The sequence below is a fragment of the Sorangium sp. So ce426 genome, assembly GCF_051475585.1.
GTDB lineage: Bacteria > Myxococcota_A > Polyangia > Polyangiales > Polyangiaceae > Sorangium > Sorangium cellulosum_B.
This window is the reverse complement of the sequence record NZ_CP150341.1, coordinates 11,963,706-11,989,520: the sequence shown is the minus strand read 5'-3', so window position 1 is coordinate 11,989,520 and position 25,815 is coordinate 11,963,706. Positions and strand designations below refer to the sequence as shown.

The 25,815-nt window shown below is 68.9% G+C and carries 23 protein-coding genes and 1 pseudogene; 14 read left to right on the top strand and 10 right to left on the bottom strand.

Annotated elements, in window-relative coordinates; all coding sequences use genetic code 11:
- Positions 1 to 2: 2 nt before the first annotated feature.
- Positions 3 to 683, top strand: a complete 681-nt coding sequence (locus tag WMF44_RS45080; RefSeq protein ID WP_437296214.1) for a hypothetical protein — start codon at positions 3 to 5, stop codon at positions 681 to 683.
- Positions 684 to 915: 232 nt separating this feature from the next.
- Here the strand turns inward: WMF44_RS45080 and WMF44_RS45075 are convergent, their stop codons facing one another.
- The gene (locus WMF44_RS45075) at positions 916 to 2,391 is read right to left on the bottom strand and encodes an MBOAT family O-acyltransferase (protein WP_437296213.1); all 1,476 of its coding nucleotides are present in this window, start codon (positions 2,389 to 2,391) and stop codon (positions 916 to 918) included.
- Between the two features lie 378 nt (positions 2,392 to 2,769).
- Here WMF44_RS45075 and WMF44_RS45070 point away from each other — a divergent pair, with 378 nt between their 5' ends.
- From WMF44_RS45070 to WMF44_RS45060, 3 genes are read left to right on the top strand one after another with little or no spacing between them, the layout of a single operon-like run.
- Positions 2,770 to 3,330, top strand: a complete 561-nt coding sequence (locus WMF44_RS45070) for a hypothetical protein (protein ID WP_437296212.1) — start codon at positions 2,770 to 2,772, stop codon at positions 3,328 to 3,330.
- A gap of 3 nt (positions 3,331 to 3,333) precedes the next feature.
- The gene (locus tag WMF44_RS45065) at positions 3,334 to 4,143 is read left to right on the top strand and encodes a polysaccharide deacetylase family protein (RefSeq protein ID WP_437296211.1); all 810 of its coding nucleotides are present in this window, start codon (positions 3,334 to 3,336) and stop codon (positions 4,141 to 4,143) included.
- Positions 4,144 to 4,154: 11 nt separating this feature from the next.
- Entirely contained in the window at positions 4,155 to 4,283 is a 129-nt protein-coding gene (locus tag WMF44_RS45060) for a hypothetical protein (RefSeq protein ID WP_437296210.1), read from the top strand.
- 108 nt (positions 4,284 to 4,391) lie between these two features.
- On the opposite strand, the gene WMF44_RS45055 is transcribed toward WMF44_RS45060, so the two are convergent.
- Both WMF44_RS45055 and WMF44_RS45050 read right to left on the bottom strand, forming a co-directional pair.
- Entirely contained in the window at positions 4,392 to 4,610 is a 219-nt protein-coding gene (locus WMF44_RS45055; protein WP_437296209.1) for a hypothetical protein, read from the bottom strand.
- A complete protein-coding gene (locus WMF44_RS45050; protein ID WP_437296208.1) occupies positions 4,604 to 4,999 on the bottom strand; it encodes a hypothetical protein in 396 nt (131 codons plus the stop codon). The genes WMF44_RS45055 and WMF44_RS45050 overlap by 7 nt, the downstream gene beginning before the upstream one ends.
- 350 nt (positions 5,000 to 5,349) lie before the next feature.
- On the opposite strand from WMF44_RS45050, the gene WMF44_RS45045 reads away from it, so the two are divergent.
- Together WMF44_RS45045 and WMF44_RS45040 are read left to right on the top strand one after the other, a co-directional pair.
- Positions 5,350 to 6,105: a SirB1 family protein gene (locus tag WMF44_RS45045; protein ID WP_437296207.1), complete on the top strand. Its 756-nt coding sequence runs from the start codon at positions 5,350 to 5,352 to the stop codon at positions 6,103 to 6,105.
- Positions 6,106 to 6,146: 41 nt separating this feature from the next.
- A complete protein-coding gene (locus tag WMF44_RS45040; protein WP_437296206.1) occupies positions 6,147 to 6,545 on the top strand; it encodes a Uma2 family endonuclease in 399 nt (132 codons plus the stop codon).
- Positions 6,546 to 6,555: 10 nt separating this feature from the next.
- Here the strand turns inward: WMF44_RS45040 and WMF44_RS45035 are convergent, their stop codons facing one another.
- Complete coding sequence (locus WMF44_RS45035; RefSeq protein WP_437296205.1) at positions 6,556 to 8,190, bottom strand: ATP-binding protein; 1,635 nt, start codon at positions 8,188 to 8,190, stop codon at positions 6,556 to 6,558.
- A gap of 145 nt (positions 8,191 to 8,335) precedes the next feature.
- On the opposite strand from WMF44_RS45035, the gene WMF44_RS45030 reads away from it, so the two are divergent.
- The 6 genes and pseudogenes from WMF44_RS45030 (at position 8,336) to WMF44_RS45005 (ending at position 12,562) form a co-directional block, all read left to right on the top strand.
- On the top strand, positions 8,336 to 8,971 hold the full coding sequence (locus WMF44_RS45030; protein WP_437296204.1) for a CPBP family intramembrane glutamic endopeptidase: 636 nt from the start codon (positions 8,336 to 8,338) through the stop codon (positions 8,969 to 8,971).
- A gap of 322 nt (positions 8,972 to 9,293) precedes the next feature.
- The gene (locus WMF44_RS45025; protein ID WP_437296203.1) at positions 9,294 to 10,340 is read left to right on the top strand and encodes an FG-GAP repeat domain-containing protein; all 1,047 of its coding nucleotides are present in this window, start codon (positions 9,294 to 9,296) and stop codon (positions 10,338 to 10,340) included.
- A 399-nt stretch (positions 10,341 to 10,739) separates the two neighbouring features.
- Complete coding sequence (locus WMF44_RS45020; RefSeq protein WP_437296202.1) at positions 10,740 to 11,198, top strand: hypothetical protein; 459 nt, start codon at positions 10,740 to 10,742, stop codon at positions 11,196 to 11,198.
- Positions 11,199 to 11,239: 41 nt separating this feature from the next.
- Entirely contained in the window at positions 11,240 to 11,512 is a 273-nt protein-coding gene (locus WMF44_RS45015; protein ID WP_437296201.1) for a hypothetical protein, read from the top strand.
- A gap of 32 nt (positions 11,513 to 11,544) precedes the next feature.
- Positions 11,545 to 11,751 (top strand): annotated as a pseudogene (locus tag WMF44_RS45010) (DUF6922 domain-containing protein); the annotation flags it as partial.
- 178 nt (positions 11,752 to 11,929) lie between these two features.
- Positions 11,930 to 12,562, top strand: a complete 633-nt coding sequence (locus tag WMF44_RS45005; RefSeq protein ID WP_437296200.1) for a nucleotidyl transferase AbiEii/AbiGii toxin family protein — start codon at positions 11,930 to 11,932, stop codon at positions 12,560 to 12,562.
- Positions 12,563 to 12,666: 104 nt separating this feature from the next.
- On the opposite strand, the gene WMF44_RS45000 is transcribed toward WMF44_RS45005, so the two are convergent.
- The 5 genes from WMF44_RS45000 to WMF44_RS44980 form a co-directional block, all read right to left on the bottom strand.
- Positions 12,667 to 15,171 carry a DUF5916 domain-containing protein gene (locus WMF44_RS45000; RefSeq protein WP_437296199.1) on the bottom strand — a complete coding sequence of 835 codons (2,505 nt, stop codon included), beginning with the start codon at positions 15,169 to 15,171 and terminating at the stop codon, positions 12,667 to 12,669.
- 171 nt (positions 15,172 to 15,342) lie between these two features.
- The gene (locus tag WMF44_RS44995; protein WP_437296198.1) at positions 15,343 to 16,683 is read right to left on the bottom strand and encodes a hypothetical protein; all 1,341 of its coding nucleotides are present in this window, start codon (positions 16,681 to 16,683) and stop codon (positions 15,343 to 15,345) included.
- Between the two features lie 170 nt (positions 16,684 to 16,853).
- Positions 16,854 to 17,768 (bottom strand): aKG-HExxH-type peptide beta-hydroxylase, encoded by a 915-nt coding sequence (locus tag WMF44_RS44990; protein ID WP_437296197.1) that lies wholly within the window; start codon positions 17,766 to 17,768, stop codon positions 16,854 to 16,856.
- Positions 17,769 to 17,838: 70 nt separating this feature from the next.
- The gene (locus WMF44_RS44985; RefSeq protein WP_437296196.1) at positions 17,839 to 17,988 is read right to left on the bottom strand and encodes a hypothetical protein; all 150 of its coding nucleotides are present in this window, start codon (positions 17,986 to 17,988) and stop codon (positions 17,839 to 17,841) included.
- A 736-nt stretch (positions 17,989 to 18,724) separates the two neighbouring features.
- Positions 18,725 to 20,329, bottom strand: coding sequence for a sigma 54-interacting transcriptional regulator (locus WMF44_RS44980; RefSeq protein WP_437296195.1), 1,605 nt, complete (start codon positions 20,327 to 20,329; stop codon positions 18,725 to 18,727).
- A 555-nt stretch (positions 20,330 to 20,884) separates the two neighbouring features.
- Between WMF44_RS44980 and WMF44_RS44975 the strand changes: the two genes are divergently transcribed.
- Positions 20,885 to 23,479 carry a diguanylate cyclase gene (locus tag WMF44_RS44975; protein WP_437296194.1) on the top strand — a complete coding sequence of 865 codons (2,595 nt, stop codon included), beginning with the start codon at positions 20,885 to 20,887 and terminating at the stop codon, positions 23,477 to 23,479.
- Between the two features lie 76 nt (positions 23,480 to 23,555).
- The gene (locus tag WMF44_RS44970) at positions 23,556 to 23,930 is read left to right on the top strand and encodes a hypothetical protein (protein WP_437296193.1); all 375 of its coding nucleotides are present in this window, start codon (positions 23,556 to 23,558) and stop codon (positions 23,928 to 23,930) included.
- 67 nt (positions 23,931 to 23,997) lie between these two features.
- Here the strand turns inward: WMF44_RS44970 and WMF44_RS44965 are convergent, their stop codons facing one another.
- The gene (locus tag WMF44_RS44965) at positions 23,998 to 25,431 is read right to left on the bottom strand and encodes a hypothetical protein (protein ID WP_437296192.1); all 1,434 of its coding nucleotides are present in this window, start codon (positions 25,429 to 25,431) and stop codon (positions 23,998 to 24,000) included.
- Between the last annotated feature and the right edge of the window lie 384 nt (positions 25,432 to 25,815).

Sequence of the window (25,815 nt, the reverse complement as noted above, 5' to 3'; positions counted from 1 at the left end):
CCATGAATACACACGATCCAATCATCGTCGTTTCTGGCCTAGTCCACGAGGCACACATCAACAAGCTCCGTGCCGAGCGCAACACTTCAGAACCAAAGATCCTGCTGGCCTGTGCGACCCCAAGCACGCGAGAGCATCAACACGGGGTGTCCTGCATCGACCTGACCGGACATGCCCACATCGATAAATGTGTCCACGCCTGCCTACATCAGTCAGTCCCCGGAGACATCGTTATCGTACGCGACCATCAGCTCGATCATCGGGCTCTCGTCGAGGCGATAGCCTCGTCCAACCTCAGAGGAATAGTACTAAACACGGACGCATCTTACGACACCGATCCTGGATGGATAACTTCCAGGCTTCGCTGGGCAGCTTCGCTGATACCCGTCGAATGGTTCGCGCTAGACCTGTTCTGCGACGTGGAAGAATCGTGGGAAACCTTGCGCCACGCGAGAGACGACGAGTTCAATCTCTCCGATCTTCAGCAGATATGCAATCAGTTTCCAGTCATCCTCTCGGCCGACACGAAACCGGAGAACTTGATGGAGATCGCCACTTTCCCCGGCGCGCGCGGGGTCCTTCTTCCATGCGACGAATTGATGCCTGTGATCCCGCAGGAGCGGCACACGCTGCCATTCGACGCCGTCGTCCACCTATTGAACCTTTTTCAGAAACAATGTTGACGTAGACCTCAGTGGAGCCCCCCTACTCGACCCGGGCTACCTGTTATACCGCGACTCGAATGAGCGGTGGAGGGGGCCATGGATGAACGGCCAGCAGCTCGGACAAGCCATTCGGGACGCCGGCTTCGGAGACGGGCCCATCTCGGCGTTTTCGGTGCTCAGCTCCCTTTCGTGCGCTTCCGCGCCGAAAACGCCGATCTGGACCCGTCTCCTGTGCGGGTGACCGCCGCTCTCAGAACTGGAAGTACACGAACGGCACCGCGGCCACGCTCGCCGCCTCGTGGAGCCCGATCGCCACCAGGAACAGCAGCGCGCCCTGCACCGGCGCAGGCGCCGCGATGAAGGCGCCGCGGGCGCGCTCGTAGAGGCGCTCCGGCACGTAATGGGACAGGAGCGCGACCCCGAGGAGCGCGACGAGCACGGGCGGGAGGTTCGGGTGGAAGGTCGTCAGCGTGCCGATCTGCCGCAGGATGAGCACGGCCTGCGAGAACGTCGGCACGCGGAAGAAGATCCACGCGAAGCAGACGTAGTGGAACGTCAGCAGCACACACAGCGCGCGGAGGGGGACGCGGGAGAGGGGCGAGCTCGCTGCCGCGCCCCCGCGCTCGCCCTCGCCGGCCGGTCGCCGGCGCTGGACCGCGCGCTGGAAGGCGCGCGTCACGGCGAGGCCGAGGCCGTGGAGGAAGCCCCAGAAGACGAAGTTCCACGATGCGCCGTGCCAGAGGCCGCCGAGCAGCATCGTGATCATCAGGTTGCGGTACGTCGCCAGCTCGGAGCCGCGGTTGCCGCCGAGCGGGATGTACAGGTAGTCGCGGAGCCAGGTGGAGAGCGAGATGTGCCAGCGGCGCCAGAAATCGGCGAGGTTGTGCGCCTTGTACGGCGCGTCGAAGTTCTTCGGGAACCGCACGCCGAGCAGGAGCGCCGAGCCGATCGCGATGTCGGTGTAGCCCGAGAAATCGCAGTAGATCTGCGCGGCGTAGCCGTAGACGCCCGCGAGGACCTCCAGGGCCGAGTAGTTCTCCGGGCGCTCGAACACGCGGTCGACGAGGTTGAGCGCGAGCTGGTCGGAGAGGACGACCTTCTTCACGAGGCCGATCGCGACGAGGAACAGGCCCTCCCCGCCCTCCTCGAGGGTGAGGCTCGGGGCGCGCTCGAACTGCGGGAGCAGGTCCCGCGGGCGGACGATCGGCCCGGCGACGAGGTGCGGGAAGAAGGCGACGAAGAGCAGGTAGCGGAGGTAGCTCTTGTGCGGCGGGAGCTCGCCCCGGTACACGTCGACGACGTAGCTCATCGACTCGAACGTGAAGAACGAGATGCCGACCGGCGGCAGGAGCACCCGGAACGCGTGGCCCACGCTCGCCGGCTCGCCCGTGAGCAGGGCACGGAGCGCCGCGGCGTTCTCGAGCGCGAAGTTCCAGTACTTGAAGAACCCCAGGAACCCGAGGTTCAGCGCCACGGTGGCGATGAGCATCGCGCGCCGCGCCCGGGGCCGCTCCTCGCGGGCGATCGCGCGGGCGAGCAGGAAGTCGACCGTGGACGAGGCGAAGATGAGCGGCAGGTAGCGCCAGTCCCAGGCCGCGTAGAACCCGTAGCTCACGAGCAGCAGGAACACGAGGCGCGGCCAGGCGCCGGCGTACCGCACGAGCGCCCACGATCCGACGAAGACGGTGGCGAAGAACTCGGCGTAACGGAGGGTATTGAAGAGCACGGCCGGTCGGAGCCCGGGTCAGGGTGCGGCGAGGGGCGCGGCGCGCGGCGGGGCCGAGCGCGTTGTCGAGGAGGAGCGGGCTACCCGGACGGTAGGGGGCCGTCTACCACAGGGAGCGCGGCGCGGTCGCGCTCCTGGCGCGGCCCGATGGCGCCGCGCGGTCGCGCTCACAGCGCGGCGCCCTGCGGAACGGCTCGAAACGGTACGGAACAGCGCAGAACAGCGCGGAACAGCGCGGAACAGCGCGGAACAGCGCGGAACAGCGCGGAACGGCTCGGAACGGCGCCGGAAACGCGACCGCGCGGGGCCGCGTTCCAACGGCGCCATGGCGCCGCGCCCTGTTGAACGGCGCCCCGCGTCGTGCCAAGGATGGAGTCGATGCTGGGTCGCCTGATCCTCGGGGTTGTGAAGGGGCTCATCGTGGGGGGCCTGCTGGGCTTCGCGCTGGCGAAGCTCGGCTTCGCCGCGCCCATGGCGATCGTCGCCTACCTGGCCGCGGCGCTCGCCGGGGTCCTCGTGGGGCTGATCGCGGGCAAGCCCATCTGGGCGAAGGACGCGAAGATCGAGGCGGGGATGAAGGCCTTCGTCGGGGCGCTGCTCGGCGCTGGCCTGATGTACGCCGCGCGCAGGTGGCTCACGGTGCCGGTGCCGGTGCCGCTCGGCGAGCTCGGGGGCGCGAACCTGTCGCTCGGCGAGGCCGCGGGGGGCGCCGGGACGTTCGGCGGCCTGGCGATCACGTCGCTCGCCGCGATCGCCGCGCTGCTCGGCGGCTTCTACGAGGCCGACAACGACCCCTCGGACGAGGAGAAGCCGGGCGCGAAGCCGGCGGTGAAGGCGGCGGCCGGGGGCAACAACAAGCGCATCGCCGCCTCCGCCGCGGCGGACGAGCTCGACGACGACCTCGAGGTCGAGCCCGAGAAGAAGCGCGCGAAGAAGTAGCCGGTGCCGTTCGCGCGGGCCCTCCTCTACGCGGCGTCGCTCGGCGCGCTCGCGCTGGTCGCGCGCTCGCTGCTCGTCGCGCCGGTGCCCATGGCGGTCGCGGGCGCGGCCGTCGCCGGCTACCTCGCGCTCGTCCTGTGCGGGGTCTTCTTCCTCGGGCTCGGCATGTTCGTCGACGTGGTGAAGCGCGGCCCGCCCGGCGCGCGGGGCGTGGCGCTGACCTTCGACGACGGGCCGAGCCCGGAACACACGCCGGCGGTCCTCGCGCTGCTCGACGAGGCGGGCGTGAAGGCGACGTTCTTCGTCATCGGCCGCAAGGCCGAGGCCCACCCGGAGCTCGTCCGCGAGATCGCGGCGCGGGGCCACGCCATCGCCCTGCACAGCCACGCGCACGACCGGCTCTTCTCGCTGCGCTCGGCGCGCCGGGTCGAGCGCGACCTCCGGCAGAACCTCGACGTCATCGAGCGGATCACCGGCGCCCGCCCCACCCTCTTCAGGCCGCCGGTCGGCCACACGAGCCCGCGCATCGCCCGCGTGGTGGACGCGCTCGACCTCGACGTCATCGGCTGGTCGGCGCGGGGGTTCGACGGGCTCGCCGGGGCGGACCCCGCGCGGGTGGCGGCGCGGATCATCCCGGGGCTCCGCGACGGGGCGATCGTGCTGCTCCACGACGCGGCCGAGCGCGACGACCACGCGCCCGCGGGGCCCCTGGCGCTCCCGCGCATCCTGGCGGCGATGGAGAGGCGCAACCTGGTCGGGGTCCGCGTCGACGCGTGGCTCGACGACGGCGCGCGGGACGACGGCGCGGCGTAGCCCACGCGGCGTTGCTCGACGTCTCGCTCTTCAGTACACCCGAGGCGCCGAAGGAGGAGTCCAGTCCGCTGCCGTCGGCCTTGAATTTCACGATGGCCAACGCCGGCGACTCGGGGGCGGTCGAGACGAGCCCGACATAGGCATTCCGCCGTGGATCGGTGACGATCGCGAAGGCCTCCTGTGTTGTTCCCAGCCCGAGCGCGTCCAGGTCGACGGAGGCGTAGCCGCTGTCCGCGCCGAAGCCGGTATCATGGGACCACGCCATCGCCCCCCTCGATGAAGCGGATGACGTTGGCGCTGCGGGAGCTGCCGATGCTCCCGACGACATAAACGAACCCGTCGCGCGCCGTGGCGGCGAACGTCTCGTAGACATAGAAGGGAATGCTGATGTTCTCGAACGTGGGCTCCGACCCGGGCTTGACGTCGCCGAAATAGAGCCCGTCGGCGTCTCGCGTGGAGGTCAGCACGCGATGCAGCTGGCGCTGCTCGGAAAGATGAACGAGCTCCAGACGTCGCTGCTCCCTCCGTTCCCGAAGGGGATCAGCGTCGAGCCGGAGGGCGCCACCTGCGCGACCCGGAGCCGCGTGATCGGGGTTGCTGTCTCTCTGTCGCCGTGCCTGGTGCGCACGATGATGTTCTTGTGGTCCTCGTCGATGTAGGCTCCGAGGATCCGAACGTAGCTGGTGCCGCGGTCGATCGGGAGGACACCCCGCCCGTTGTGGAACCCTTCCAGTCCATCGAATGCCGGGGCGAACGCGGGGTCGAGCGCTCCCTCGGGGATGAGGATCGCGACGAAGGCATCCGAGTCGTCCGGCGGCCGAGCCTGTCGTGTTGAGCGTCGGCTCGTCGATGCCAAAGAGGGCGTTGCAGCCCAGGAAGCATGACGTGAGCGCGACGCCGATCCCTACGCAGGTTCCTGCTGAACGCGCGGAAATCATGGTGCTCTCCGATCTCAGAATACACGATGGGCGGGAATCCGAGGAATCGCGATGGGTCGGCGCCGCGGAACAGTCCCTGGCGGAATTTCTGAATTACGGAACCACGCGAAGCCGACGCCGGGGGTGCGGGGCGGAGCCCGAGGAAACCAAGTCAGGGCCGCCCGCGTGAGGCCGCCGAGGAGCGGCGCGGAAGTCCGGCCCGCCATGGCCGGGACTTCCGGCGGGCGGCCCTAGACCATCTCCGCCGGGTGGCGCTACGCTCGGTCCGATGGCCGCGCCGGTGAGTCTGACGCTGTTTGCGCATATCGCCGGGAGACCGGAGGATGAGCTCGACCTCGCCGAGGCGGCGCTCCTCATCGACGACGCCGCGTACCCGGGCCTCGACATCCCGCACTACCTCGGCGTGCTCGACCGGCTCGGCGGCGAGGCGCGGCGCGCGGTCGATCGCCCCCTGCGCGCCGCGGAGGCGACGCCGGGCAGCGGCCCCATCGAGCAGCTGCTCCGCTGGTTCTACGGCGACCTCGGGTTCCACGGCAACTCGGGGGACTACTACGACCCGAAGAACAGCTACCTGCACGAGGTCCTGGATCGCCGGACGGGCATCCCCATCACGCTGGCCGTCGTCCTCCTCGAGGTGTGCTGGCGCGCGGGCCTCGAGGCCCAGGGCGTCTCGTTCCCCGGCCATTTCCTCGTGAGGACGCCGGTCCGCGGCGGCGTGCTGCTCATCGACCCGTTCGAGGGCCGCCTGCTCGGCCGGGACGACCTGCGCGCGCTGCACACCCGCGCCACGGGCGCCACGCGCGATCCCGAGCCGCGGCTGCTCGTGCCCGCGCAGAAGCGGCAGATCCTGGTGCGCATGCTGAACAACCTGCGGTCGATCTACTCGAGCCGCTCGGACGCGTCGCGGCTGCGCAGCGTGCTCGAGCGGATGCAGGTGCTCGCGCCGACCGACGAGCTCCGGAAGGAGCTCGATCAGCTCGGCGGCGAGCGCCCCTGGCCGTCCGCGGGGCGCGAGGTGAACTGACGCGGCCCGATCGCCGCTCGCGCGTCGCCGGCAATCGGAACGTGGGCGGCGTCGGCTGGTGGATCGAGCCCGAGACGGAGATCCGTTTCCCCGGCGGCCGGCTCGCCGTGCCTGACCTGTGCGGCTTCCGGGTCGAGCGGGTCCCCGAGCTGCCGGACGAGAACCCGCTGGCGATCCTCCCCGACTGGTGCTGCGAGGTCCTGTCGCCGCGGACCGCCCGCGACGACGTGGCGGTGAAGCTGCCGCTCTACGCGCGCTCCGGCGTGGGCTGGAGCTGGATCGTGGACCCGATGCGCCGGCTGGTCGAGGTCTTCGAGACCGTCGGCGGGAGGCCGGCGCTCACGGCGACCGCGCAGGACGACGAGCGCGTCGTGCTACCGCCCTTCAACGGCGAGCTCGCCGTCGCCTCGTGGTGGCTCCCGGGTCCTGTCGAGGAGTAGCGCCCTCCCGTCAGCCTCGTCCCCCCACCCCCGGCAGCAGCACCACGAACCGCGCCCCGCCGTCCGCGCCTCGCTCGACCCCGATCGTCCCGCCGGCCGCCTCGACGAGCCCCCGGCACACGGCGAGCCCGAGCCCCGTCCCCTCGCCGACCTCCTTGGTCGTGATGAACGGCTCGAACAGCGTCTCGCGGACCGCCTCGGCGATGCCTGGCCCGTTGTCCTCGACCTCGATCCGCGCGCCCCCGCCCGCGCCCCGCGACGCGCGCACCGCCACGCGCCCCCCGACGCGCGGCACCGCGTCGGCCGCGTTCAGGAGCAGGTTCAGGAGCACCTGCACGAGCTGCCCGTGCGCGAGCGGCACGGCCGGCACGTCGGGCGCGACGTCCCGCTCGAGCGCGATCGCGCGGAACGCCTTCTGCGGCGTGACGAGCGAGACGACGTCGCCGATCGCCTCCGCGACCGACCCCGAGGGGAGGTGCCCTGCCTCTCCATCGCCGCCGGCCTCGGCCGCGCCCCGCGCCGCAGGCCGGGCGAAGTCGAGCAGATCGCGCAGGATCTTGTGGATCCGCTCCGTCTCCCGCTTCATCCGCTCGACGAAGTCGCGCTCCTCGGCCGGCGTGAGGCCCCCGGCGAGCAGCAGATCCTGCAGGCCGAGGATCGCCGCGAGCGGGTTGCCGATCTCGTGCGCGAGCCCCGCCGCCAGGCGCCCCACGGACGCGAGCCGCTCCGAGCGGACCAGCCGCTCCTGCGCGCTCTTCAGGTCCGCCGCGTAGCGCTCGACCTCGGCGATCTTCGCCCGCAGCGACTCCTCGTCGGCGCGGAGGCGGCCCGTCATCAGCGCGAGGCTCGCGCCGAGCTCCGCGAGCTCCCGCGCGCCGGCCCGCGGCACGTCCAGGTCGCGCGCCCCGCCGGCCACGCGGCGCGCGGCCTCCGACACCGCGTCGATCGGCCGCACCACGAGGTGCGTCATGGAGATGTACGCGAACACGAGCAGCGCCAGCGCCACGATGCCCGTGTAGAGCGCCACGATCCGCACGAGCGGCGCGGCGGCCACCGTCGACGGGTCGGTCGGCACCAGCACGGCCACGGAGCCCGTCGACGCCGCGGGCGCCGGCTCGGCGAGAGACGCCGCCTCGCGCGCGGGCTCCGGGACGACCACGAGGAGCGCATCGCCGCGCGCCGTCCGCACCGTCTTCAGCACCTCCGTGCCGGCGTCCACCGACGCGGGCAGCGCCGCCACGACCTCCGGCTCCCCGGCGCGGCTCGAGAGCGCCCCGGCCGCGTCGTAGACGCCGATCGCCGACGCCCCGTCCGGGCCGAGCTGCGCCTCGAGCAGCAGCGAGAGCTCCGGGGCGGAGCGGGTCGTCCGCGCCGCGGCCACGTGCCCGGCGATGGCGCGGCCGATCGCGCGGGCGCTCGACGCGCGCGCGCCGCTCATCGTGGCCCGCGTGAGGCTCGCCACGGCGAAGAAGAGCGGCACGAACGCCAGGAGGAGCAGCGTGCCGAGCGCGAACAAGAGCTGAAGCCGGATCCCGAGCCGCACGGTGTGGTCTGCCCCCTGTCGTACCGTCCTCGTCCAGCTCGGCGCCCGCTCGTCCGTGGCAGCGCGCCGGGCTCGGAGGAACGACCTCTCTGATAGCGGCATGCGCGCCCATGGCAAAGCTCGCGAAGCTCGCAAAGCTCGCAAAGCGCGCAGAGCCCAACCGATGGCTGGGCCTTTCGCCCGCCGCGCCGGCCTGGTACCCGCCGCGCCGAGCTGGTACCCGCCGCGGGAGCCAGACGTGAACGACGTGAACGACGCAAACGACGCAGTCATCGCCCTCTTCGGCGTCGCGCAGCTCGTCCGGGATCTCATCCGCGCCGATCTGCCGCCGCTGCTCCAGATGGGCTATTCGTGGGGCCTCTTGCTGCTGCTCCTCGTGCCGATCGGGTGGTTCGTCCGGCGGCAGCCGCTGCCGCTCGCGCGGCTCGGCGTGACGCTCTCGGGCGCGCGGCATAGCCTCCGCGAAGCGCTCCTCATCGGCGCCGTGGCCTTCGCCGCGTGCCTCGCGCTCCGCGCGGGGCCGGCCCTGCGGGGCGAGCCGTGGCTCGACTGGGGCTCGGTCGCGGGGTATTCGCGCCTCGAGTTCGCGATCTTCCTCGCGAGTTATGGGCCGCACTGCCTGCTCCAGGAGTTCATCGCGCGCGGCGTGATCCAGACCTCGCTCGAGCGGCTCCTGCCCGACGCCGGGCGCCTCGCGCCCATCGTCGTCACCTCGGTGCTCTTCGGCGTGTTCCACCTGTATGTCTCGCTGGCCTTCGCGGTCATCACCTTCGCCGCGAGCGTCCTCTTCGGCCTCTTTTACGCGCGCCACCGCACCCTCGTCGGCGTCACCGCCGTCCACCTCACGGTCGGCCTCGCCAGCGTCGCCGCCGGCCTCAACTGACGCTCTCCGCGACAGGCAAACACGTGGGCAGGCTCCTCCCGGGTGTACGTCCCCGGTAGAGCCCTCCTCGCTGCGAGAAGCGGGGAGTGGCCTGGTGAGGCACCATGTGGTGACCACGCCGAGATCGGGCACACGACACGGCCTCGATGGCCTTGCGCTTGCTATATCGGCCCGCGCACGTGCTCGGCGTGCTCAGGGTCGCGGACCGGATCGGATCTCCCGTGCCGGCGTCGGCGCCCGCGCCCGAGCCGCAAGCGAGGCGAGTGTGAGGAGGTCTGCGGCTACAGGGGCTGCGCTGTGCGCGATCGCTGCCGTTCACCCCATGCCGGCCTGCACGCCCGGCGTCGAGCCGGACCACGCCGGCGTCGAGCCGGACAACGACCGCTGGTCCGCCGAGCCGGCGGCGTCGCCCCTGGGACGCGCGACGCAGCGGGCGAGCAGGTACGGGTGGAAGGCCGTTCGTATGAATGACTTCAGCCGCGACGAGATGGTGGATGTGCTCTGGGAGCATCCCGAGAAGAGCCTGGCGGCGATCTGGCTGATGGAGGGGACCCAGCTGATCGCGCCGGGGCCGGTGATCCCGGGGCCGATCGGCCAGGGCTGGGAGGCGGCCAACGCGGGTGACTTCAACTCCGACGGCATGGCGGATCTGCTCTGGCGCAACATCGACCAGAACCTGGTGGCCATATGGCTGATGGAAGGGAGCCAGCTGCTCTCGCCGGGGCCGATCCTCCCGGGGCCGATCGGCAAGGGCTGGAAGGTGGTCGGGGTGTCCGATCTGAACCGCGACGGCATGGGGGATGTGGTCTGGAACAACAAAGATCAGAACCTGTTGACGACATGGATGATGGATGGACCGCGGGTGCTCGCGCCGGGGCCGGTCATCCCGGGGCCGCTCGGCCAGGGCTGGGTGGCGCGCAGCGCGAGGGACTTCAACCGCGACGGCATGGCAGACGTGCTCTGGGAGAACACGGAGCAGAGCCTGATAGCCGTCTGGCTGATGGACGGCGTTCAGCTGCTCGCGCCGGGGCCGGTCATCCCCGGGCTCGGCCGCGGCTTTCACGTCGTCACCGCGCGGGACTACAACGCCGACGGCATGGCGGACGTGCTCTGGAACGACACGGAGCAGAACCTCATGGCCGTCTGGCTGATGGAGGGCAGCACGGTGGTGATCTCGGCAGGACCGGTGATCCCGGGGCCGCTCGGCCGCGGCTGGAAGGCATGCCCCGCCGCTGACAGCAATTTCGACGGCATGGCGGACGTGCTCTGGTACGCCACAGGAACGAACCAGGCGGCGGTCTGGTTGATGAACGGCACTCAGCTGCTCGCGCCAGGGCCGGTGTTTCTGGGGCCGTACGACGGCGGGTGACAGGGCGCCGTCCCACGTCCGCTGCGCTGCCTCCGCGTCGGTGGCGCCGGCGGGGCCGGCGTCGCGGACGACGCGGAGGCAGCGAGGAGACGGAGGAGCGCTGAACACAGCCGATGTTGTGCAACAACTTCGGGCACTTACGTCCGCGGCCGACCGTCCCCCTCGACGATCCCTCCGGAGCGCGCAGCAATGATGAATACAGCGTGGCTGTCCAGGAGGGCGCAGGGCGCGCAGGCGATTCTTGTCGCCTCGGCTCAGCGCCGTGATTTGTCATTGACAGCCGCGAATCGCTTTGCTCTTCCTTTTCATGCTGCCCTGCTGAACCGACCGGGACGTACATGACCGCCGCATGCTCCGCGACCGCCCTCTCGTACGAACCCATCCGCGTTTCGGGCCAGCGTGGCGTTCGTCGGGACGGAGGCGGCCTTGGCGCGCGGGATTGAGCTGGATCGTTCGCGCTATCCGCTGGTCGTGATGCGGGCCGGTGAGCACTACACCCAGGACGATTGGGACGTGCTGATGAGGGGCATGATCCAGCTCATCGTGTCGGGGCCGTTCGGCCTGATCAACGACACGCGCGGCAGCGGCATGCCGAACGCCGTGCAGCGGCGAGCCGTCGCGCAGATGTACGCCGACTACGAGCGACAGGCGCGCGCGCACCTGCCCGCGTCCGGCATCGTGGGCGACTCCAGCCTGGTGAACGGCATCCTGACCGCGCTCAACTGGTTGAGGCCGCCGCCGCATCCCGTCAGGGTCTTCTCGTCGATGACCGACGCGGAGCGCTGGGTGCTCCAGCATTTCAACGTCGAGCTCCGCCAGCAGGCCCTGGCGCCGAGCGTCGAGCACCGGGTCGGCTGACCCGCGCACGAGCGCACGCGAGTTGCCGGCGCGGTGCGAGCGTGGCGCCCTGGGCGGTGGCGATCGCCCGCAGCCTGCTCATCGAGCACCTGCGCTCCGCCCGGCGCGAGCGGCTCGGCGCGGCCGACACGCTGCACGGCGCCGGGCTCACGCGCGCTGCGGTCCCGCCCGACGAGGAGCTCGCCGCGCGCCGGATGGCGGACGAGCATCCGCCGCCGCCTCGGCGAGGCGTGGGGGGTCGCGGGGTGAGCAAGGGGAGACGGGAGAACGATGAGGATCTAGCAGAGCGGGAGATCTGGCGACCGTTCGCGTGAACACGTCGCAACCATGGTAAGGTGCCAGTACCGTGCGCCCGACGTCCGAGCCCAGGCCCGCTCCCCGCGGAGAAGCACTGCCGACCAGAGGCCGCGCGCGCCGCTCGCCGAACGACAAGCTGCCCGAGCTGCTCCGGCCGTTCTTCTGGGAGTACGATTTCGACGAGCTGACGTGGCAAGCCGACCGCGCGATGATCATCGAACGGCTCCTCAGTCGCGGCTCCTGGTCGACGTGGCGGTGGCTCAGGGACGAGCTGGGAGACGGCTCGCTACGCGACTTTCTGACCCAAACCAGGGGGCGCGCGCTCGCTCCGCGTCAACTCCGGTTCTGGCAGCTCATCCTGGAGCTTCCGGAGAAGAGCGTTCGTTTGTGGATGGACGACAAGAAGAATTCCATTTGGTTTTCGAGGACCGGTCATGAAGCTACACCGAGGAATCCTCACCGCAGCACAACGGAAGGCCCTCGATCTGCTCGGTCCTCCGGCGACGTCTCGCGGCCTTTACCTCGGCGGCGGCACCGCCCTGGCGCTGCGCCTCGGCCATAGGTCTTCGATTGACTTCGACTGGTTCTCAGATGCGCAGCTCGGCGATCCGCTGTTGCTCGCGGAAAAATTGAGAATGTCTGGGGTACCGTTCGCGACGTCCATGATCGCCGAAGGGACGCTCTACGGAACCGTTGCAGGCGTGCAGACTAGCTTCCTCCAGTATCCGTACAAACGCCTCCGAGGTCTGGGAAAGGCCCGCGAGTTCAGCATCGCATCGCTCGACGATCTCGCCAGCATGAAGCTCAGCGCCATCGTCGATCGCGGTTCGAAGAAAGACTTCGTGGACATCTTCGCTCTGTGCACGAAGCACCGTCCGCTCCATGAGCTGATCGGACTCTATCAACAACGCTTCCAGACGGTCGATGTTGGCCATGTGCTCGTCGCTCTCAGCTACTTCGACGACGCCGAGCGGACACGGATGCCACGAATGAACTGGGATATCGACTGGAAGACGATCAGGCGAAGTGTCGAGGACTCGATCCGCGATGCTGCCAGAAGACTATGACGCCACCCCGCGCCCAGCATCGTCGACCCCGGCGAGAGCCGCAAGGGGCCGTGCCCATGGCGATGGCCGGGCGCTTACGCCGGTGCCGGGGGCGGCCCCGGCAATCAGCGCCACGAGTGCGATATCTTGAGCAGGAGCGCGTCCGAGGCCGCTCTCGGCGCGAGCAGCGGCAGGCGCAGCATAGCGGGCTCACCGGATGGCGGTGTTCTACCCCCGTTCTGGTCGTGCGTGTAAACGAGGAAGAACGTCGACCCCAGGCTGTATTCCCAGCGAAGCACCAGGTTGGCAATGAGCGTAGCGGACTCGTGATCCGGGTTCGCTTCGACCGACGCTGGAGCAGGGCCTAGATCGCGCAGGCGGATGCGGGGCGGCGGACCTGAGCGAACCGCGGGAAACGTGGTATAATTACTGTACGCCTCTGATACGATGAACGCTTGTGCATAGGCCTCGAAGCTTAGCCGCGGCGTGAGGGTGTAGGCTCCTCGCAGGGTGAGCCCCAGGCTCTGCGCCCGAAGTTCGCCGAACAGATGGGCGCCGCGCTCGGTCGCAAAGTAGCGCTGCTCCCCGGAGGTGTAGAACGCGGTAGGCGAGAACGAGAACTCGAGCTGCGGAAGAGGCAGGAATGTCACGGCCGCCTCTGCGTTCCAGCTCATGCCATCCTCGAGGACATCGACCCACGAGGACAGCTCGCCCCGAACGGGCTTCCGGGGGTCGGTCGAGACGGCCGCGGACACACTGCAGAAGCCGCCGCGCTGGAGGGCGGTCCCGTCACCGACCTCGCGGTCGTCGAACCGGGGCGCGCTGTATGTGACATTGAGGAAGAGCTCCCAAAAGTTCTTCAGCGTCCACGTTGACTCCACGAAAGCTCCCCGTTGGAGATTCAAGAAGTCGAGCGTCTCGTGATCGAAGAAGCTTACCTCCGTGTTCGTGTTCAGGGTCGTCCACCAAGGTGTCAGCGAGCGATATCGAAGCGTCGCGACGCCAATCTGATGGTTCTGGCGTTGCATGTAGCCGAGATCATTATAGTCGACCCTGCGGCCCCGGCTCTCGTACTTGACTTCCCAGAGCCAATTTCCCCCCTTTTTGGCGACAAGCACGCGACCCGCGGGAGAGACGTCTCCCGACGCAATGATCGTGCCGTCCGGCATGGTGCGCGGCGGGCCCTCGTGAATCACCGATGCACCGACCTGCCCGGATGCCACGTAGTCACCCGAGGGTGACCGCCAGGTCGCGTCGGCGCCGCCGACATACGCATCGTGGAAGCAGCGCTGTCCGGCCCGTACCTCCTCCCCGCCGGGGCAGCGCTGGAGCCCAGGCGAGCCCCCGTCTGAGGGCGCGCGCGGATAGCTGCCCGTCGACTCCGCCCGGTGGGTGGACATCGCGATCCCGCCGACCTGCCACCCAGCGCCAAGATCGCTCGCGAGCCGAAGCACCGTGAACCCGGTGAGCGGCTCCGCCACGCGGTGCGCGAGGCTGCCGTCAGCGCGTCGAACCGCGATTGTCTCCTGGTCCGTGATCGCGACGAGCTGTCCGAGCGAGAGGTGCCTGCCGATCTTGCCGACGAGCTTCGCAGCACCCAGGATGGTCGCGGGTGCCGGGGTCTGCGCGAGCTCTTCATGGTGGGGCGCCTCATCGATCAACGCTGGTTCGGCGGGAATGCCACCTATGCGCCGCGTATAAAACAGGTTGAGCGGTGTATTGAAGATATCGGCGCCCTCGACGAAGAAGAGGCGCTTCTCGGTGCGCAACGTCTCGAATGAGTCCAGGTTGAGCACGGCGGGGTCTGCCTCGATATGGCCGAAATCGGGATTCAGCGTAACATTCCACGTGAGCTGAGGGGTCACGCGCCACCGCAGGTCGAAGCCCGCGGAGACGTCCGGGACCACGCTGCCCGAGGTGGCATCCCGGCGCAGTCGCGCGATCGCGAACGGGAAGAAGTCGAGGCTTTCCCGATGATGCAACCTCGACATCCCCTCGAGCCGACCGTAATGCGATACCTCCCCGGCGCGGGTTGCCGGGGCAAATGCCCATTCGTCGAGCTCCCGGCGCGCCGACAGGTAGCGGCGGACCTGAAGACCCCAGCGCTGCACCCGGTCCGACTCGTACCGCAACGCCTGCAGCGGGATACGGAGCTCCGCCGACCACCCGCCAGGCGTGATTGCGGTGCGCGCGTCCCAGAGCCCATCCCAGTCTGATGAGAAATCAGTGTCGTTGGCGTACACTCCGTCCGAGAGGACACCCGCGGCGTTGACGGTGAACTCGAACGCAGTCTTGCCGTCCATCCGCGTATCGAGCCCGACCGTGACTGAATCGGACTCCACCTGCCGGTCACGCCGCGCGAGGCGCGCGACCACCGGCGCGCTCTCCTGCGCGCAGGCGATGCCGACGTACACCGCATCATCGTCGTACAGGACGCGCACCGTGGTGCGTTCGGTCGGTTTCTGGCCCTCGAAAGGGCGCTTCTGAGTGAAGCTATCGGTCGACGGCGCGTTCTGCCATTCGGTCTCAACGAGTCGACCATCGATGACCGGCGGAGTTGCGGCTCGCGCAGCGGTCAGGGTGGGTAGCCAGCCAGATTGGAGCGTAAGCAATGCGGGGAGCACAATCATGAGCGTTCACGCAGCAGTTAGGACGAGCGCCTGGATTGTGCTCGAGGATTCGTCCGGGCGTTCTGGATAGAGGAGCATCGGGCCCTTCGCGTTCTCGGGCAGCGGACCGGCCGCGAATGCGGACCGGCGGGCGAGCGTCGAAGCGCGAAGATACAGAGATACCCACTGCCCTCAGGCTCTCCCCCCGTGTCGGACCTCCACGACGAGCTTTGTCTTGGCGATGTGATCGAGGAGATCGGACACGCGAGCGCGGTTGTCATCGTCCAGGTTCGCGTCCCATTCGTCCAGGAGCAGCATGCTCACGTCGGTTTCGGCAGCTTCCTCCACCTCCGCGAGCGTCTTCTGACCGGTGGAGAGGCCGCCCGACGCCGTCAGGTGGAACACCAGGGAATGACTCGCCGGAATCAAGAGACTCGACCGCGTCCCGCGCAGAAGGTAGAGAATCGAAGATTTCCCCGCACCGTTCTGGCCGCGTAGCGTCACCCGTGCGGCTGGGAGCTCGGCCACGTAAGACACCAGGCTGTCGGCGCTCGAGAAGCGCCTGACCGTCCCCTCATGATGAACGTCGATGGCTTCGGCCCGGACTCGCTTGGCGAAATCCTGTGCGGGCACCTCGAGTGACGCGAACAGCGTGAGAAGACGCTGCGTGACGTCCTGGTAGGCGGCAGCATGGGATACGATGACATGAAGATGTTGAATCGTCTGTACCTGGCGTGGCAGCGTCGCGACCAGGACGGCCATCGCGCCGACGTCGGAGCTGAGCCGCCAGGCATCGAACGCCAGGAATCCGAGGATCGGGGCCAGGCCGGCCACCATCGCCCCAGACGACACCGTCTGCTGGACCAGCGAGGCTTTTTCCGCTGCGCGCCGCGCGCCTCGGACGCGCTCGTGGTAGCGCCGCTCCCACAAAGACAAGTTATAAGCGTTGCCGATGATGATACTGTCCCAGCCGGCGAAGAGCTCTGACTGCAGCGCCATGCTCTGCTGTTGCGAGGCCTCTGACGACCGGAGGATGGCGCCGGACCGGAGCCGGACAACGAGGAGCACGAAAAGCGCGCTCACGACATAGGCGAACAAGAGATCCGTCGACGTCACGAGCGCAAGCGCTATCACGGAGAGGAATGTATTCAGCAGAACCGCGACAAGATCATACCCATAGTCGAGGGTGAGTCGGAGCACCGTAGAGCTCTCAGCCGCGAACACCTGTATTTGCGCATGCTCCTCGCCTGGCGCCCCGCGGCCTCTGGCGAAATGGGACTGGCGGAACCTCGTCGTGAAGCTGTCGAGCGCGTCGATCTTGGCGCCCTCGAGGAGCACCTGGCTGGCGGAGGCAGGGATGTAGACGAGGACGAGCGCCATCACGAACGCGAGAGCCGCAGCAACATCAATCCGTCCGTTCGCCACCGTCGCCGCGAGGTGCGCGATGAAGAACGTTGATGACGCGACAATGAGCTGCTGCACCACGAGCAACAGCAGCGAGAGCCGAAACCGCCCGCCGGAAAGAGCCTGCATGAATCTACGGAAGGGCCGCATCACTGCCACCTGTAGGTGTGAGCGCCGATGCCGATGCCTGCTTGGACACAGCGGGCCGGACACTGGCTGGGGCAGGGTAGCATACCAGCCCGCCGAAGGGAACCTTCGTGCCAGCCAGAGCCTGAGCTCGCGTCCACGACGGCTCGCCGCTAGGCTGCCGCCATGGGCTGCGGCGAGGTTTGCGGCGCAAGCACCTGGGTGGCCGCACCTCGATCGCGCGCGAGCTGAGCGAGGTTGTCGCGGCAGGCCTCCATGAGATAATGACCTCGCTTGGTCAGCAGTGCGGTCACGTTTGGCGAGGCGTAGATGGAGTCGAGAGCGGCCAGCGTACATTCCACCATCCTCTCCGTGGGAGGATGGACCTTTGGAGAGGACGGCTCTCCCAGGAAGTTGCGGCGCGCGTGGATCAGCTCGACTGCAACGATGATACTGTGAAAGACCTTGTCGAGTGGGCGCTGAGTCGCGAGGATGGCCGAGCGCGCGTAGTTCTGCGGTTGAGCGATGAGCTTGTAGTCTGCGAAGTGAAGATGGCGGAGCTCGTCGAGGAAGACGAGATTATGCGTCAGCTCGTGGATCAAGAGCTCTTCAAAGTCCTGACGCGACCAGTCGTCGCGGCAATTGACCCAGATGACACCGACAGCATTCGACGTCGATCCCCCGCCGGCGCCGGAGGATTTTCTGAGAAAGATGCTGTGAATCACAAGCTCGAAGAGCGCGGAGAGCTCCGGGTGATGACTCTTCATGGCGCCGATGGCGGCCTCGAGCGCGGTCTCGGCTCGCTGCCGTTCCTTTACCGAGTAGGGGCTCCCGAGCATGGAAGACTGATCCCGATCATCAAGGATCGCAGTCGTCTGGTAGCTCTTGACCAGCGCTTCCTCACGCGAGTTTTCGGACACGAGGATCTTGCTGAACGGGATGTGCGGGACGTCTGGCTGACAGTTGTCCAGGAAGCGGCCCAAGGCGACCTTCAGCTGCCACAGGTCCTTGAGATCGCCGCCGTGGTACGGGCGGGCAAGCGTCGCGATGGTCTTGATGATGTCGCGGAATCCGACAAGGTGAAGCATGTGTGGTACCTTTTGTGTTGTATTAATGGGCGGAAACAGCCCTCCGGAGAGGGCTGTTTCCGCCACGAGATCAGATGTCGTCAGACGAGGCCAGGTCGTCGTACGCGATCATGCGGAGCCTCGCGCTCCCGATCTCGTTGGCCATGGCGGAGACGCTGGCGCGCGCATCCTGGACGTCCTCGTCGGAAACCGCTGCGATGATCTCTTCGATGTTCGGCATGACATTCACCCTTCGTAATTGCTTCCGTAATTGGAAGGTGTTGTTACCATGTGCAGTATCGATCGTGTTGTCAACCGCATATTGTGCCGGAATCTCGCTGATTGATTCGGTCGAAGTCGTCGTAGATCTGCGCTCTGAGAGCAGGATTTGAGCTCGATTTGATTGCTGTTGGTGTCAAGGGCGCCGCAGGCTGTGGAGTGAAGGTGGCCCCTTCGATGCATGGATGAATTGCTGCACTAGCGTCGCTTTTTCCGGGAGCGGCAGGTGGCATAGAAGTATGTTCTCTCGTAACCGTTCACGGGTCGGATCGATAATCGCAACAATTTCGCGCACTTGCAAGACCGAGCGGGCTTATGAGAACAACGCTTGACGTGCTCGCAAGTGTCCGAGATTGCTCAGGAATGCGATCCGACCCGTAATCGGTTACCTGTCATCATTCATCACAAGAATTCTCCTCATCCAGGCTGATGCGCAGGAACATCATCGACGTGCCGCGGACCGCCGCTCTCGCTCGAGGCGGAGCTCGCGGCAGTGGCTCGCGCACACCGTACACGAGGGCCAGCGGACGCGAGCGTGCCCCACGCTCATCTCAAAGCAGCCGACGTGCCATGTCGATGTGGCCCGGGATTCCAGCGATCCAGCGCGGCTGAGCGCCGCCCGTGCTTCGCCTTCGGTGGCTCCAGACAGTCCGCGAACCGTCCGCGAACCGTCCGGCCCCGCGCTCAGGCTGGCGGAGTCACCTCTCGCGCCGCTGTCGTGTGACGACGAATTCCCGCAGGCGCAGCGTCAGCCCCCGCTTCGACACCTCGAGACGCGCCGACATGGCGTCGAGATCTCCGCCGCACGCGTCGTGGCAGCGCATCAGCTCGTCCTCCGGGATGTCCGCCGCCTTGCGGACGTGAGGGCTTCGCTCGATGAGACGGTAGAGGGCGGTGCGGGAGACGCCGAGCATCGCCGCCGCGGGTCCGATCGACCAGTGGGTCTGCCGAAGCGCCCTGAGCAAGGCGTCCTCGCCGACCTCCCGGTCCACGGGGTGGTCCGCTGGATTGGCCGTGGAGGCGTCCGCATCTCGCCTCTCGGCAAGGCGCGGTGCATCCGACGGGGGCCGCGGTGTCTGACGCGCCTGCTCCAGCATCCGCTCCAGGCTCTCATCGATGACGATGGCGTCGGCGCCGCGGCTGGAGATCACCAGCTGCCGCGCGACGTTCCGGAGCTGGCGCACATTGCCGGGCCAGCTGTGCTGGAGCAGCCGCACCATCAGGGATCGAGGAAACCACGGCAGTGCGGCGTCCGCGGTCGACTCCAGCCGGCCCAGATCTCCGACGCGCGCGAGCTCCTCGCGCAGAGAATGGAGCAGCAGGCGGGGAATGTCCTCGCGGCTGTGGCGGAGCGGAGGAATGGTGATGGTATAGCCCTGTAGCCGATGGAGCAGCGGCGCGCGAAACCTGCCTTGCGCGACGGCTTGCTCCAGGTCGACGTCGGTCGCCGCGATGACCCTGACATCCGCCGCGCGCTGCTCGGTGTCGCCGAGCGGCAGGATCGTGCCGGTCTCGAGCGCCCGGAGCAGCATCGCCTGGACATCCATCGACATGTCGCCGATCTCATCGAGGAAGAGCGTCCCGCCGTGCGCACGCTCGAACAGGCCGACGTGGCGCTGGTGAGCGCCCGTGAAGGCCCCTTTCGCGTAGCCGAACAGCTCCGCGGCCGCGGTGGTCGGGGCAAGCACGGCCATGTTCACCGCGAGCCAGGGGCGACCTGCTCGCGGGCTCGCCTGGTGGACGGCCTGCGCGACGCGCTCCTTGCCAGCGCCGGTCTCCCCCCGAAGAAGGACGGGGACTTGCAGATCGGCCACGCGCGCGATCGATCGGAGGACCACCTCGAGGGCGTCGCTCTCGCCGACGAGCCCGTATCTCGGCGCTGGGGGCGCGGCGGTCACCGTATGGACGAGGATCACGATCCTCCTGGCGAGCTGCAACAGCAGCCCCGCGCGCAGGGCCTCAGGAGAAAACCGGTGGGTCTCGTCGATGGGCTGCCCATCGACAGACAGCTGTCCCCGCCCCGCGGGCGTGATGGTCAGCGACTCGTCCGCGCCCCACGTCACAAGGTGAGGTTTCCGGCTCACATGAGGGTCGCAGAGCGGCGCGCACTCCTGGCTGCGCGGCTGCGCGAACTCGGGCTCGAGGCGGGAAAGGGGCACCGCGTACCCAGGGACAGCCACCGTGGTTGCCCGCGCGCCGATCCGGCGCAGGTCCGGGTGGTAGAGCAACGTGAAGCGCAGGCCATGGGCCACCCCGGAGCCACGGCGCGCCTTCGCCGTGTCGACGCCATTCAGCGTCTCCATCTGGTGCCATGAGTCTCGCAAGGAGCATTCGGCCGAGCTCGGCTGCTCGCCTCGTGCTCCCTCGGTCGTCCCTGTCGTATGAGCGGACGCCTGAGCGACAGCCCCGAACCTGTCACCGCCCCTGATCTCGGTGCTGAACTGACGCTGAGACACGATCCGTTACTCTATCGCTGACCTCCTGGTGTCCGTCCAGAAATCAGTTGGCCGCCACACAATTGTCACGCTCCTGCGCCGTGCCTCGCAAAGGCCGACCAACCCCGGTCGATCTCGCGCTCCGCTCGTATCAACCGTCCACGGTCCGTGGGGTAGCTCAGCTGCGCCCTCAAGGTCGTTCACGGTGCCCGCTGCCGCTCGTCGAGCCGCACACGTGGCGACAAGGATCATTGCCCCGCCTCCGCGCATCCGGGCCAGGCCCCTCAACTCTCCTCCCTCCATGATTCCAGGTCACACCCTCGCCCCCGCTCTCCCCCCTTTCCCCCCACTGTTCGGCCTCCTCTCTGCGCCGGCAGAGAACTGGGCCCGGGGGATCGACCTCTGGTACCGGCATCCGAGCCGATGGCCAACCTCGTGCTCGCCGTGCTCACCGCCCGCCGTATCGCGCGCAACGCGGCGCCGCTCGCCTGCGCGCTGGCCCTCGGGGCGCTCGTTGTCCTCGACGCGGCCGCGCCGCTCCCGCCGCTCGCGGCCGCGACCGCGCTGCTCGTGCTGCTCGTGGCGCTCGTCCAGCGGGCGCGGCGGCGCGCCGCCGCCATCGAGGCGAGCGCCCTGCTCGACCTCGAGGTCGGCGCCCTGCTCCTCGTCGCCACGTTCGCCGCCGTCCTCCGCCTCGACGGCTCGCTCGACGGCGACGCCCACGCCGCCCTCTACGTCGTCATCGCCCTCGTGAGCGCGTTCGCCCGCCCAGGGGCGTCGCTCCTCGTCGCGATCGCCGCCGCCGCCCTCGAGATCGCCGTCCGCTCGGCCGCGGCTCGGCGCGGCGCGCTGCCCTTGCTCGACGCCGCGCGCGCGGCCGCGCCGCACATCGGCTTCATGGCCGTCTTCTCGCTGCTGAACGCCACCATCCTCCGCGCGGAGCTCGGCCGCGTCAGGAAGGCCTCCCACACCCGCCTCCAGGCCGAGATCGAGCGGCTCCGCGACGACGCGCGCAGCTACCGCCTGCTCTCGGCCCCGGCCCAGGCGCGCGGCGCGGGCGCGCCCCAGAAGGGCGACGACGAGCGGCTCGCCCGCTCCGGCGTCGAGGAGATCCACCAGTCGGTGCTCTTCGCCCTGCGCCTCCTGCGCGAGTCGCTCGACCTCTACACCGCCGTGCTCCTCTGGCAGAACGACGCCGGCACGCACCTGCGCATCAGCGAGCTCGCGAGCGACGCCCCGAACCTCTCCGAGGGCCCGTTCCTCTCCGGCGACGGCGTCTTCGGCGCGGCGATCACCCAGCGCGCGCCGGTCGTCCTCGGGGGCCTCAAGCCCGGCTACAAGCTCCCCTACTACGTCGGCCCCTCCCCGGTGCGCGCCGTGTGCGCGCTGCCGGTGTTCGAGCACGGCCAGCTCCGCGGCGTGCTCGTCGTCGACCGCGTCGAGGACCGGCCGTTCTCGCCGCGCGAGCTCGAGCTCATCGACGAGGCGTGCCGCTACGCCGTGCGGGCCATCCAGAACGAGCGCGTCTTCGTCCAGCTCGAGCGCGCGAAGATCGAGCAGGGCAAGCTCTACCGCGCCGCCGAGGGGCTCGGCGCCGCCACGACCGAGGCCGGCGTCATCGAGGCCGGCGTCACGAGCGCCCGCGAGATCACGTCCGTCGATTTCGCGGCCGTCACGCTGTACGACGAGGCGCAGAAGGTCCACGAGATCCGCGCCGTCAGCGGCGACGGCGTCGCCGAGCTCACCGGGCAGCGCTTCCGCCACAACGCGGGGCTCGTCTCGATGGTGCTGCAGAACCGGCACCCGCTGCCGTACCGCGGCGAGTACGACGAGAAGCGGCAGGTCGTCTTCACCCGCCGCGTCACGCCGCCGTCGATGCCGTCGATCATCGTGCTCCCGCTCGTCGTGCACGACCGGCCGCTCGGCACGCTGGTGCTCGGCTCGCGGCGGCGCGCGGCCTTCACCGACTCGGTGCGCAGCACGCTCGAGGTGCTCGCCAGCCACATGGCCGTGTCGCTCTCGAACGCGCGCATGGTGCGGCGCCTCGAGGAGCTCGCGACGATGGACGGGCTCACCGGGCTGCTCAACAAGCGCGCGATGCTCGATGTGGCGGACCAGAAGATCACCGCGGCGCGGCGGTTCTCGCGGCGGCTCTCGGTGCTCGTCACGGACATCGACCACTTCAAGAAGGTGAACGACACGTACGGCCACGACGTGGGCGACGTGATCATCAAGGGGCTCGGCGACGTCCTCCGGCGCGCGAAGCGGACGACCGACGCGGTCGCGCGCTTCGGCGGCGAGGAGTTCGTCGTGATCTGCGAGGAGACGGACGCGCGCGGCGCGATGCTGCTCGCGGAGCGCGTGCGCGAGGAGCTCGGCCGGACGACGTTCCACGCGGCCGGGAGCAGCGGGCCGGTGCAGTGCCAGGTGACCTGCTCGATCGGGATCGCCACCTACCCCGAGGCGGGCAGCACGTGGGAGGAGCTCTTCAAGGCCGCGGACGAGTCGCTCTACGTGTCGAAGCGGTCGGGCCGGAACCGCTCCACGGCGTGGTCGCCGGCGGTGCGCTCGAACAGCGCGCATCCGCCCGCGGCGGAGGCGGGCGCTCCGGCGAAGCAGGCGGCGGAGGTGGCCGCCACGGCGAAGCAGACGGCGGAGGCGGCGGCCACCGCGAGGCACGCGGCAGAGGCGCCCGCCGCGGCGAGGCACGCGGCGCCCGCGACGGCGCGGTCCGCGGCGCCCGCGACGGCGCGGCCCGCGGCGACGGCCGCGGCGGCCAGGGCTGCGGCGGCGAGGCCCGCGGCAGGGGCGCCCGCGCCGCAGCGCAGGCCGGCCGTGACGGGCGGCGCAGGCGGCGCGCCGGCGGCCCCGGGGCAGGACGGCGCGCCGTCCGCCGGGAAGCGCGCCGCGGCCGCCGCGCAGGCGCCGGGGAAGGCGCCCGGCGAGGCCGAGCCTCGGAGCAAGCCGAGACGCCCGCCGGACGTCGATCCCACGAGCAAGCCGAAGACGGCCGCCTGAGGTCTGCGCGCCGCTTGCGGCGCAGGCGCGGCGGGAACATAAGCCTCCTCGGCGAGACCGAAGCCAAGGAGGCGCGATGAGCTCGGACCCCGATCGAGACGACCCCAGGGAGGATCTCAAGCAGGGGCTGAGCCTGCTCTGGCGCGCGGCGCGCAAGACGGCCGTGGACCTGCGCAAGGACCTCGACAGCACGAACGTCGGCAAGGCGATCGACGACGCCGGGCGCGAGCTCGTCCGGGCCGCGACGAACGTGGTCGGCCGGATCGGCGCCGAGCTGAGCAAGGGCCCGGCGCAGGCGCCCCCGCGGGACGAGCGCTCCGAGCACCGCGGGGAGGCCGAGGGCCGCGGGGAGGCCGAGGGGCCCGAGACGCGGCCCGCCGGGCCCACGCCGGAAGACCCGGGGTTCCGCATCGCGGTCGACCCGGAGGACAAGGACACGAAGCCCCGCTAGCTGCGTGGCTGCGGCCAGTGAGGAGCCGATGGACGAGCGCCGCAGGCGAGCCTGCTACGATGTCTCGTCAGGGGGACATGTGGGCGAGGAACACGTCCAGCTCGCCGGTACCGTCGCTCTGGTATGACAACGGGCCTCCGCCAAAATCCACGGAGCTGACGTTCCCCCCGTGCTGCCCGAGGAGGATCGTGTTGTCCGAGCTGTCCACTGCGACGGCGACAGCGACCTGAGCTGAGCCACCGGTATAAAGCACGCTGTCGACATACGTTCCGGTCGTATCCCACTGCGCGACAAAGACGTCAGCCCACGATCCAGGGGTCAACGCCCCCCCGCCAAAATTGACGCTGCTCCAGACGTTTCCGGTGAGTATCACGTCGTCGGAGCTGTTCGTCGCAAGGCCGTGATTCCACGTGTGCGCGTCGATGAAGCCCTTGGTCCAGACGTCCGTTCCGCTGCTGTCGAACTGCGTGACGAAGGTAGAGACGGTCCCCCCGCTCGTCAGCGTGGGCGTGTTGCTGCCAAAGTCGATGGTTCCATCATACTGGCCGGCCACGATGGGGTTCCCCGACGAGTCGACGACGACGTGCAGACCGGATGAGTCGCCGTTGCCGAAGGATTGGCTCCAGAGCTCCGTGCCGCTGCTATCGAATTTCGCGACAAATGCGTCCCAGCCCGTGCCCCCGGTGTTGCTGGTCAGCGTGCCGCCGCCAAAGTCCGCCGTCGTGATGAACGAGCCCGTGACCGCGAAGCTGTCGTCGTTGAGATCGACGGCGACGCCCGAGCTGGAGATGTATGAGCTGGCGCCTGAGTGCTCGAAGAACCTGGCAAAGACAGGGGTCCCCGAGCTGTCGAACTTCGCCAGGACCGAGCCGCCCCATGACAGGGAATTGGAGTCGCTGCCGATCGTGAGGTTGCCGTCGTATTGACCGACGACGATGACATTGTCCGAGGAGTCGATCGCGATCTCATTGCCGACCGCGACAGGCCCGCTGCCGTAGCTGTAGCTCCAGATGTGGGTGCCAGACGAGCTGTATTTCGCGACGTACAGGCTGCTGCCCGGGGCAGCGCTGTTGGTCACCGTTCCGCCGCCGAAGTCGCCGTCGTCCCCCATCACTCCCGTGATGACCACGTTGCCCGAGCTGTCCGTGGCGACGCCGCGGACATCCGCAAAATCGAAGCTCTTGCTCCAGAGGTGGCTGCCCGCGCTGCTGAACGCTGCCACATAGCCAGCAGAGAAGCCCGCGCTGAAGAACGTGGTACCGCCGAAGTCCGCCGAGCCGCCGTACCACCCGACCATGATGGAGTTGCCCGATCCGTCGACCGCGACCCGCTGAGGAATGATCCAGCTGTAAGGCTCGCGGAACGAGAGGCTCCAGTCGTGGGTCAGGGCCTGATTGGACGACGCGACAGCCTCCGAGCCGTCGTCGCCCGCGCCGGAAGGCGCATGACAAGCGGTGATCCCGACAAGCAAAGACAGACCGATAGCCCCGATGGGCAGCATGATCCCACGCATAAGGATGACCTCCTCCTGTTCCGGCGTGCTCGAACGCTGCCGCGATCGTCCGTTCAAACCCGCGGGAGCTGGCCGCACGCCAATTTGTTAACTAGAACAGTACCGTAGATCACCATTGTCCATGAAGTCAAGGCGGACGCATCGTTCCGGATGGAATTTTCGGTCACACCCCTGGCCAGCAGCGGCGTCCAGGTGGGCAGGCGGCACCGAAGCGGAGGGGCCAGCGCCCAGCGCCGGCGGTTTCACGCGCTGTCGTGGACGTTCCCGGCCCTGGAGCGGCGCGCGGATGAAGGGCGATGGCCTCCGCTTCGAGCGCTCGCTCTCCGCCGCGCCGTGGTGGTGCTCGCCGTCTTCCCTGGGGTGATCGCCCTC

Excerpts from the sequence above, each read along its gene's own strand:
- WMF44_RS45080 (WP_437296214.1), top strand. The coding sequence starts at position 3 with ATGAATACACACGATCCAATCATCGTCGTTTCTGGCCTAGTCCACGAG.
- WMF44_RS44975 (WP_437296194.1), top strand. The coding sequence starts at position 20,885 with ATGGCCAACCTCGTGCTCGCCGTGCTCACCGCCCGCCGTATCGCGCGC.
- WMF44_RS45045 (WP_437296207.1), top strand. The coding sequence starts at position 5,350 with ATGGCCGCGCCGGTGAGTCTGACGCTGTTTGCGCATATCGCCGGGAGA.
- WMF44_RS44990 (WP_437296197.1), bottom strand. The coding sequence starts at position 17,768 with ATGCTTCACCTTGTCGGATTCCGCGACATCATCAAGACCATCGCGACG.
- WMF44_RS44995 (WP_437296198.1), bottom strand. The coding sequence starts at position 16,683 with ATGCAGGCTCTTTCCGGCGGGCGGTTTCGGCTCTCGCTGCTGTTGCTC.
- WMF44_RS45000 (WP_437296199.1), bottom strand. The coding sequence starts at position 15,171 with ATGATTGTGCTCCCCGCATTGCTTACGCTCCAATCTGGCTGGCTACCC.
- WMF44_RS44965 (WP_437296192.1), bottom strand. The coding sequence starts at position 25,431 with ATGCTGCCCATCGGGGCTATCGGTCTGTCTTTGCTTGTCGGGATCACC.
- WMF44_RS45005 (WP_437296200.1), top strand. The coding sequence starts at position 11,930 with ATGAAGCTACACCGAGGAATCCTCACCGCAGCACAACGGAAGGCCCTC.
- WMF44_RS45025 (WP_437296203.1), top strand. The coding sequence starts at position 9,294 with ATGCCGGCCTGCACGCCCGGCGTCGAGCCGGACCACGCCGGCGTCGAG.
- WMF44_RS44985 (WP_437296196.1), bottom strand. The coding sequence starts at position 17,988 with ATGCCGAACATCGAAGAGATCATCGCAGCGGTTTCCGACGAGGACGTC.
- WMF44_RS45035 (WP_437296205.1), bottom strand. The coding sequence starts at position 8,190 with ATGCCGCTATCAGAGAGGTCGTTCCTCCGAGCCCGGCGCGCTGCCACG.
- WMF44_RS45070 (WP_437296212.1), top strand. The coding sequence starts at position 2,770 with ATGCTGGGTCGCCTGATCCTCGGGGTTGTGAAGGGGCTCATCGTGGGG.
- WMF44_RS44970 (WP_437296193.1), top strand. The coding sequence starts at position 23,556 with ATGAGCTCGGACCCCGATCGAGACGACCCCAGGGAGGATCTCAAGCAG.
- WMF44_RS44980 (WP_437296195.1), bottom strand. The coding sequence starts at position 20,329 with ATGGAGACGCTGAATGGCGTCGACACGGCGAAGGCGCGCCGTGGCTCC.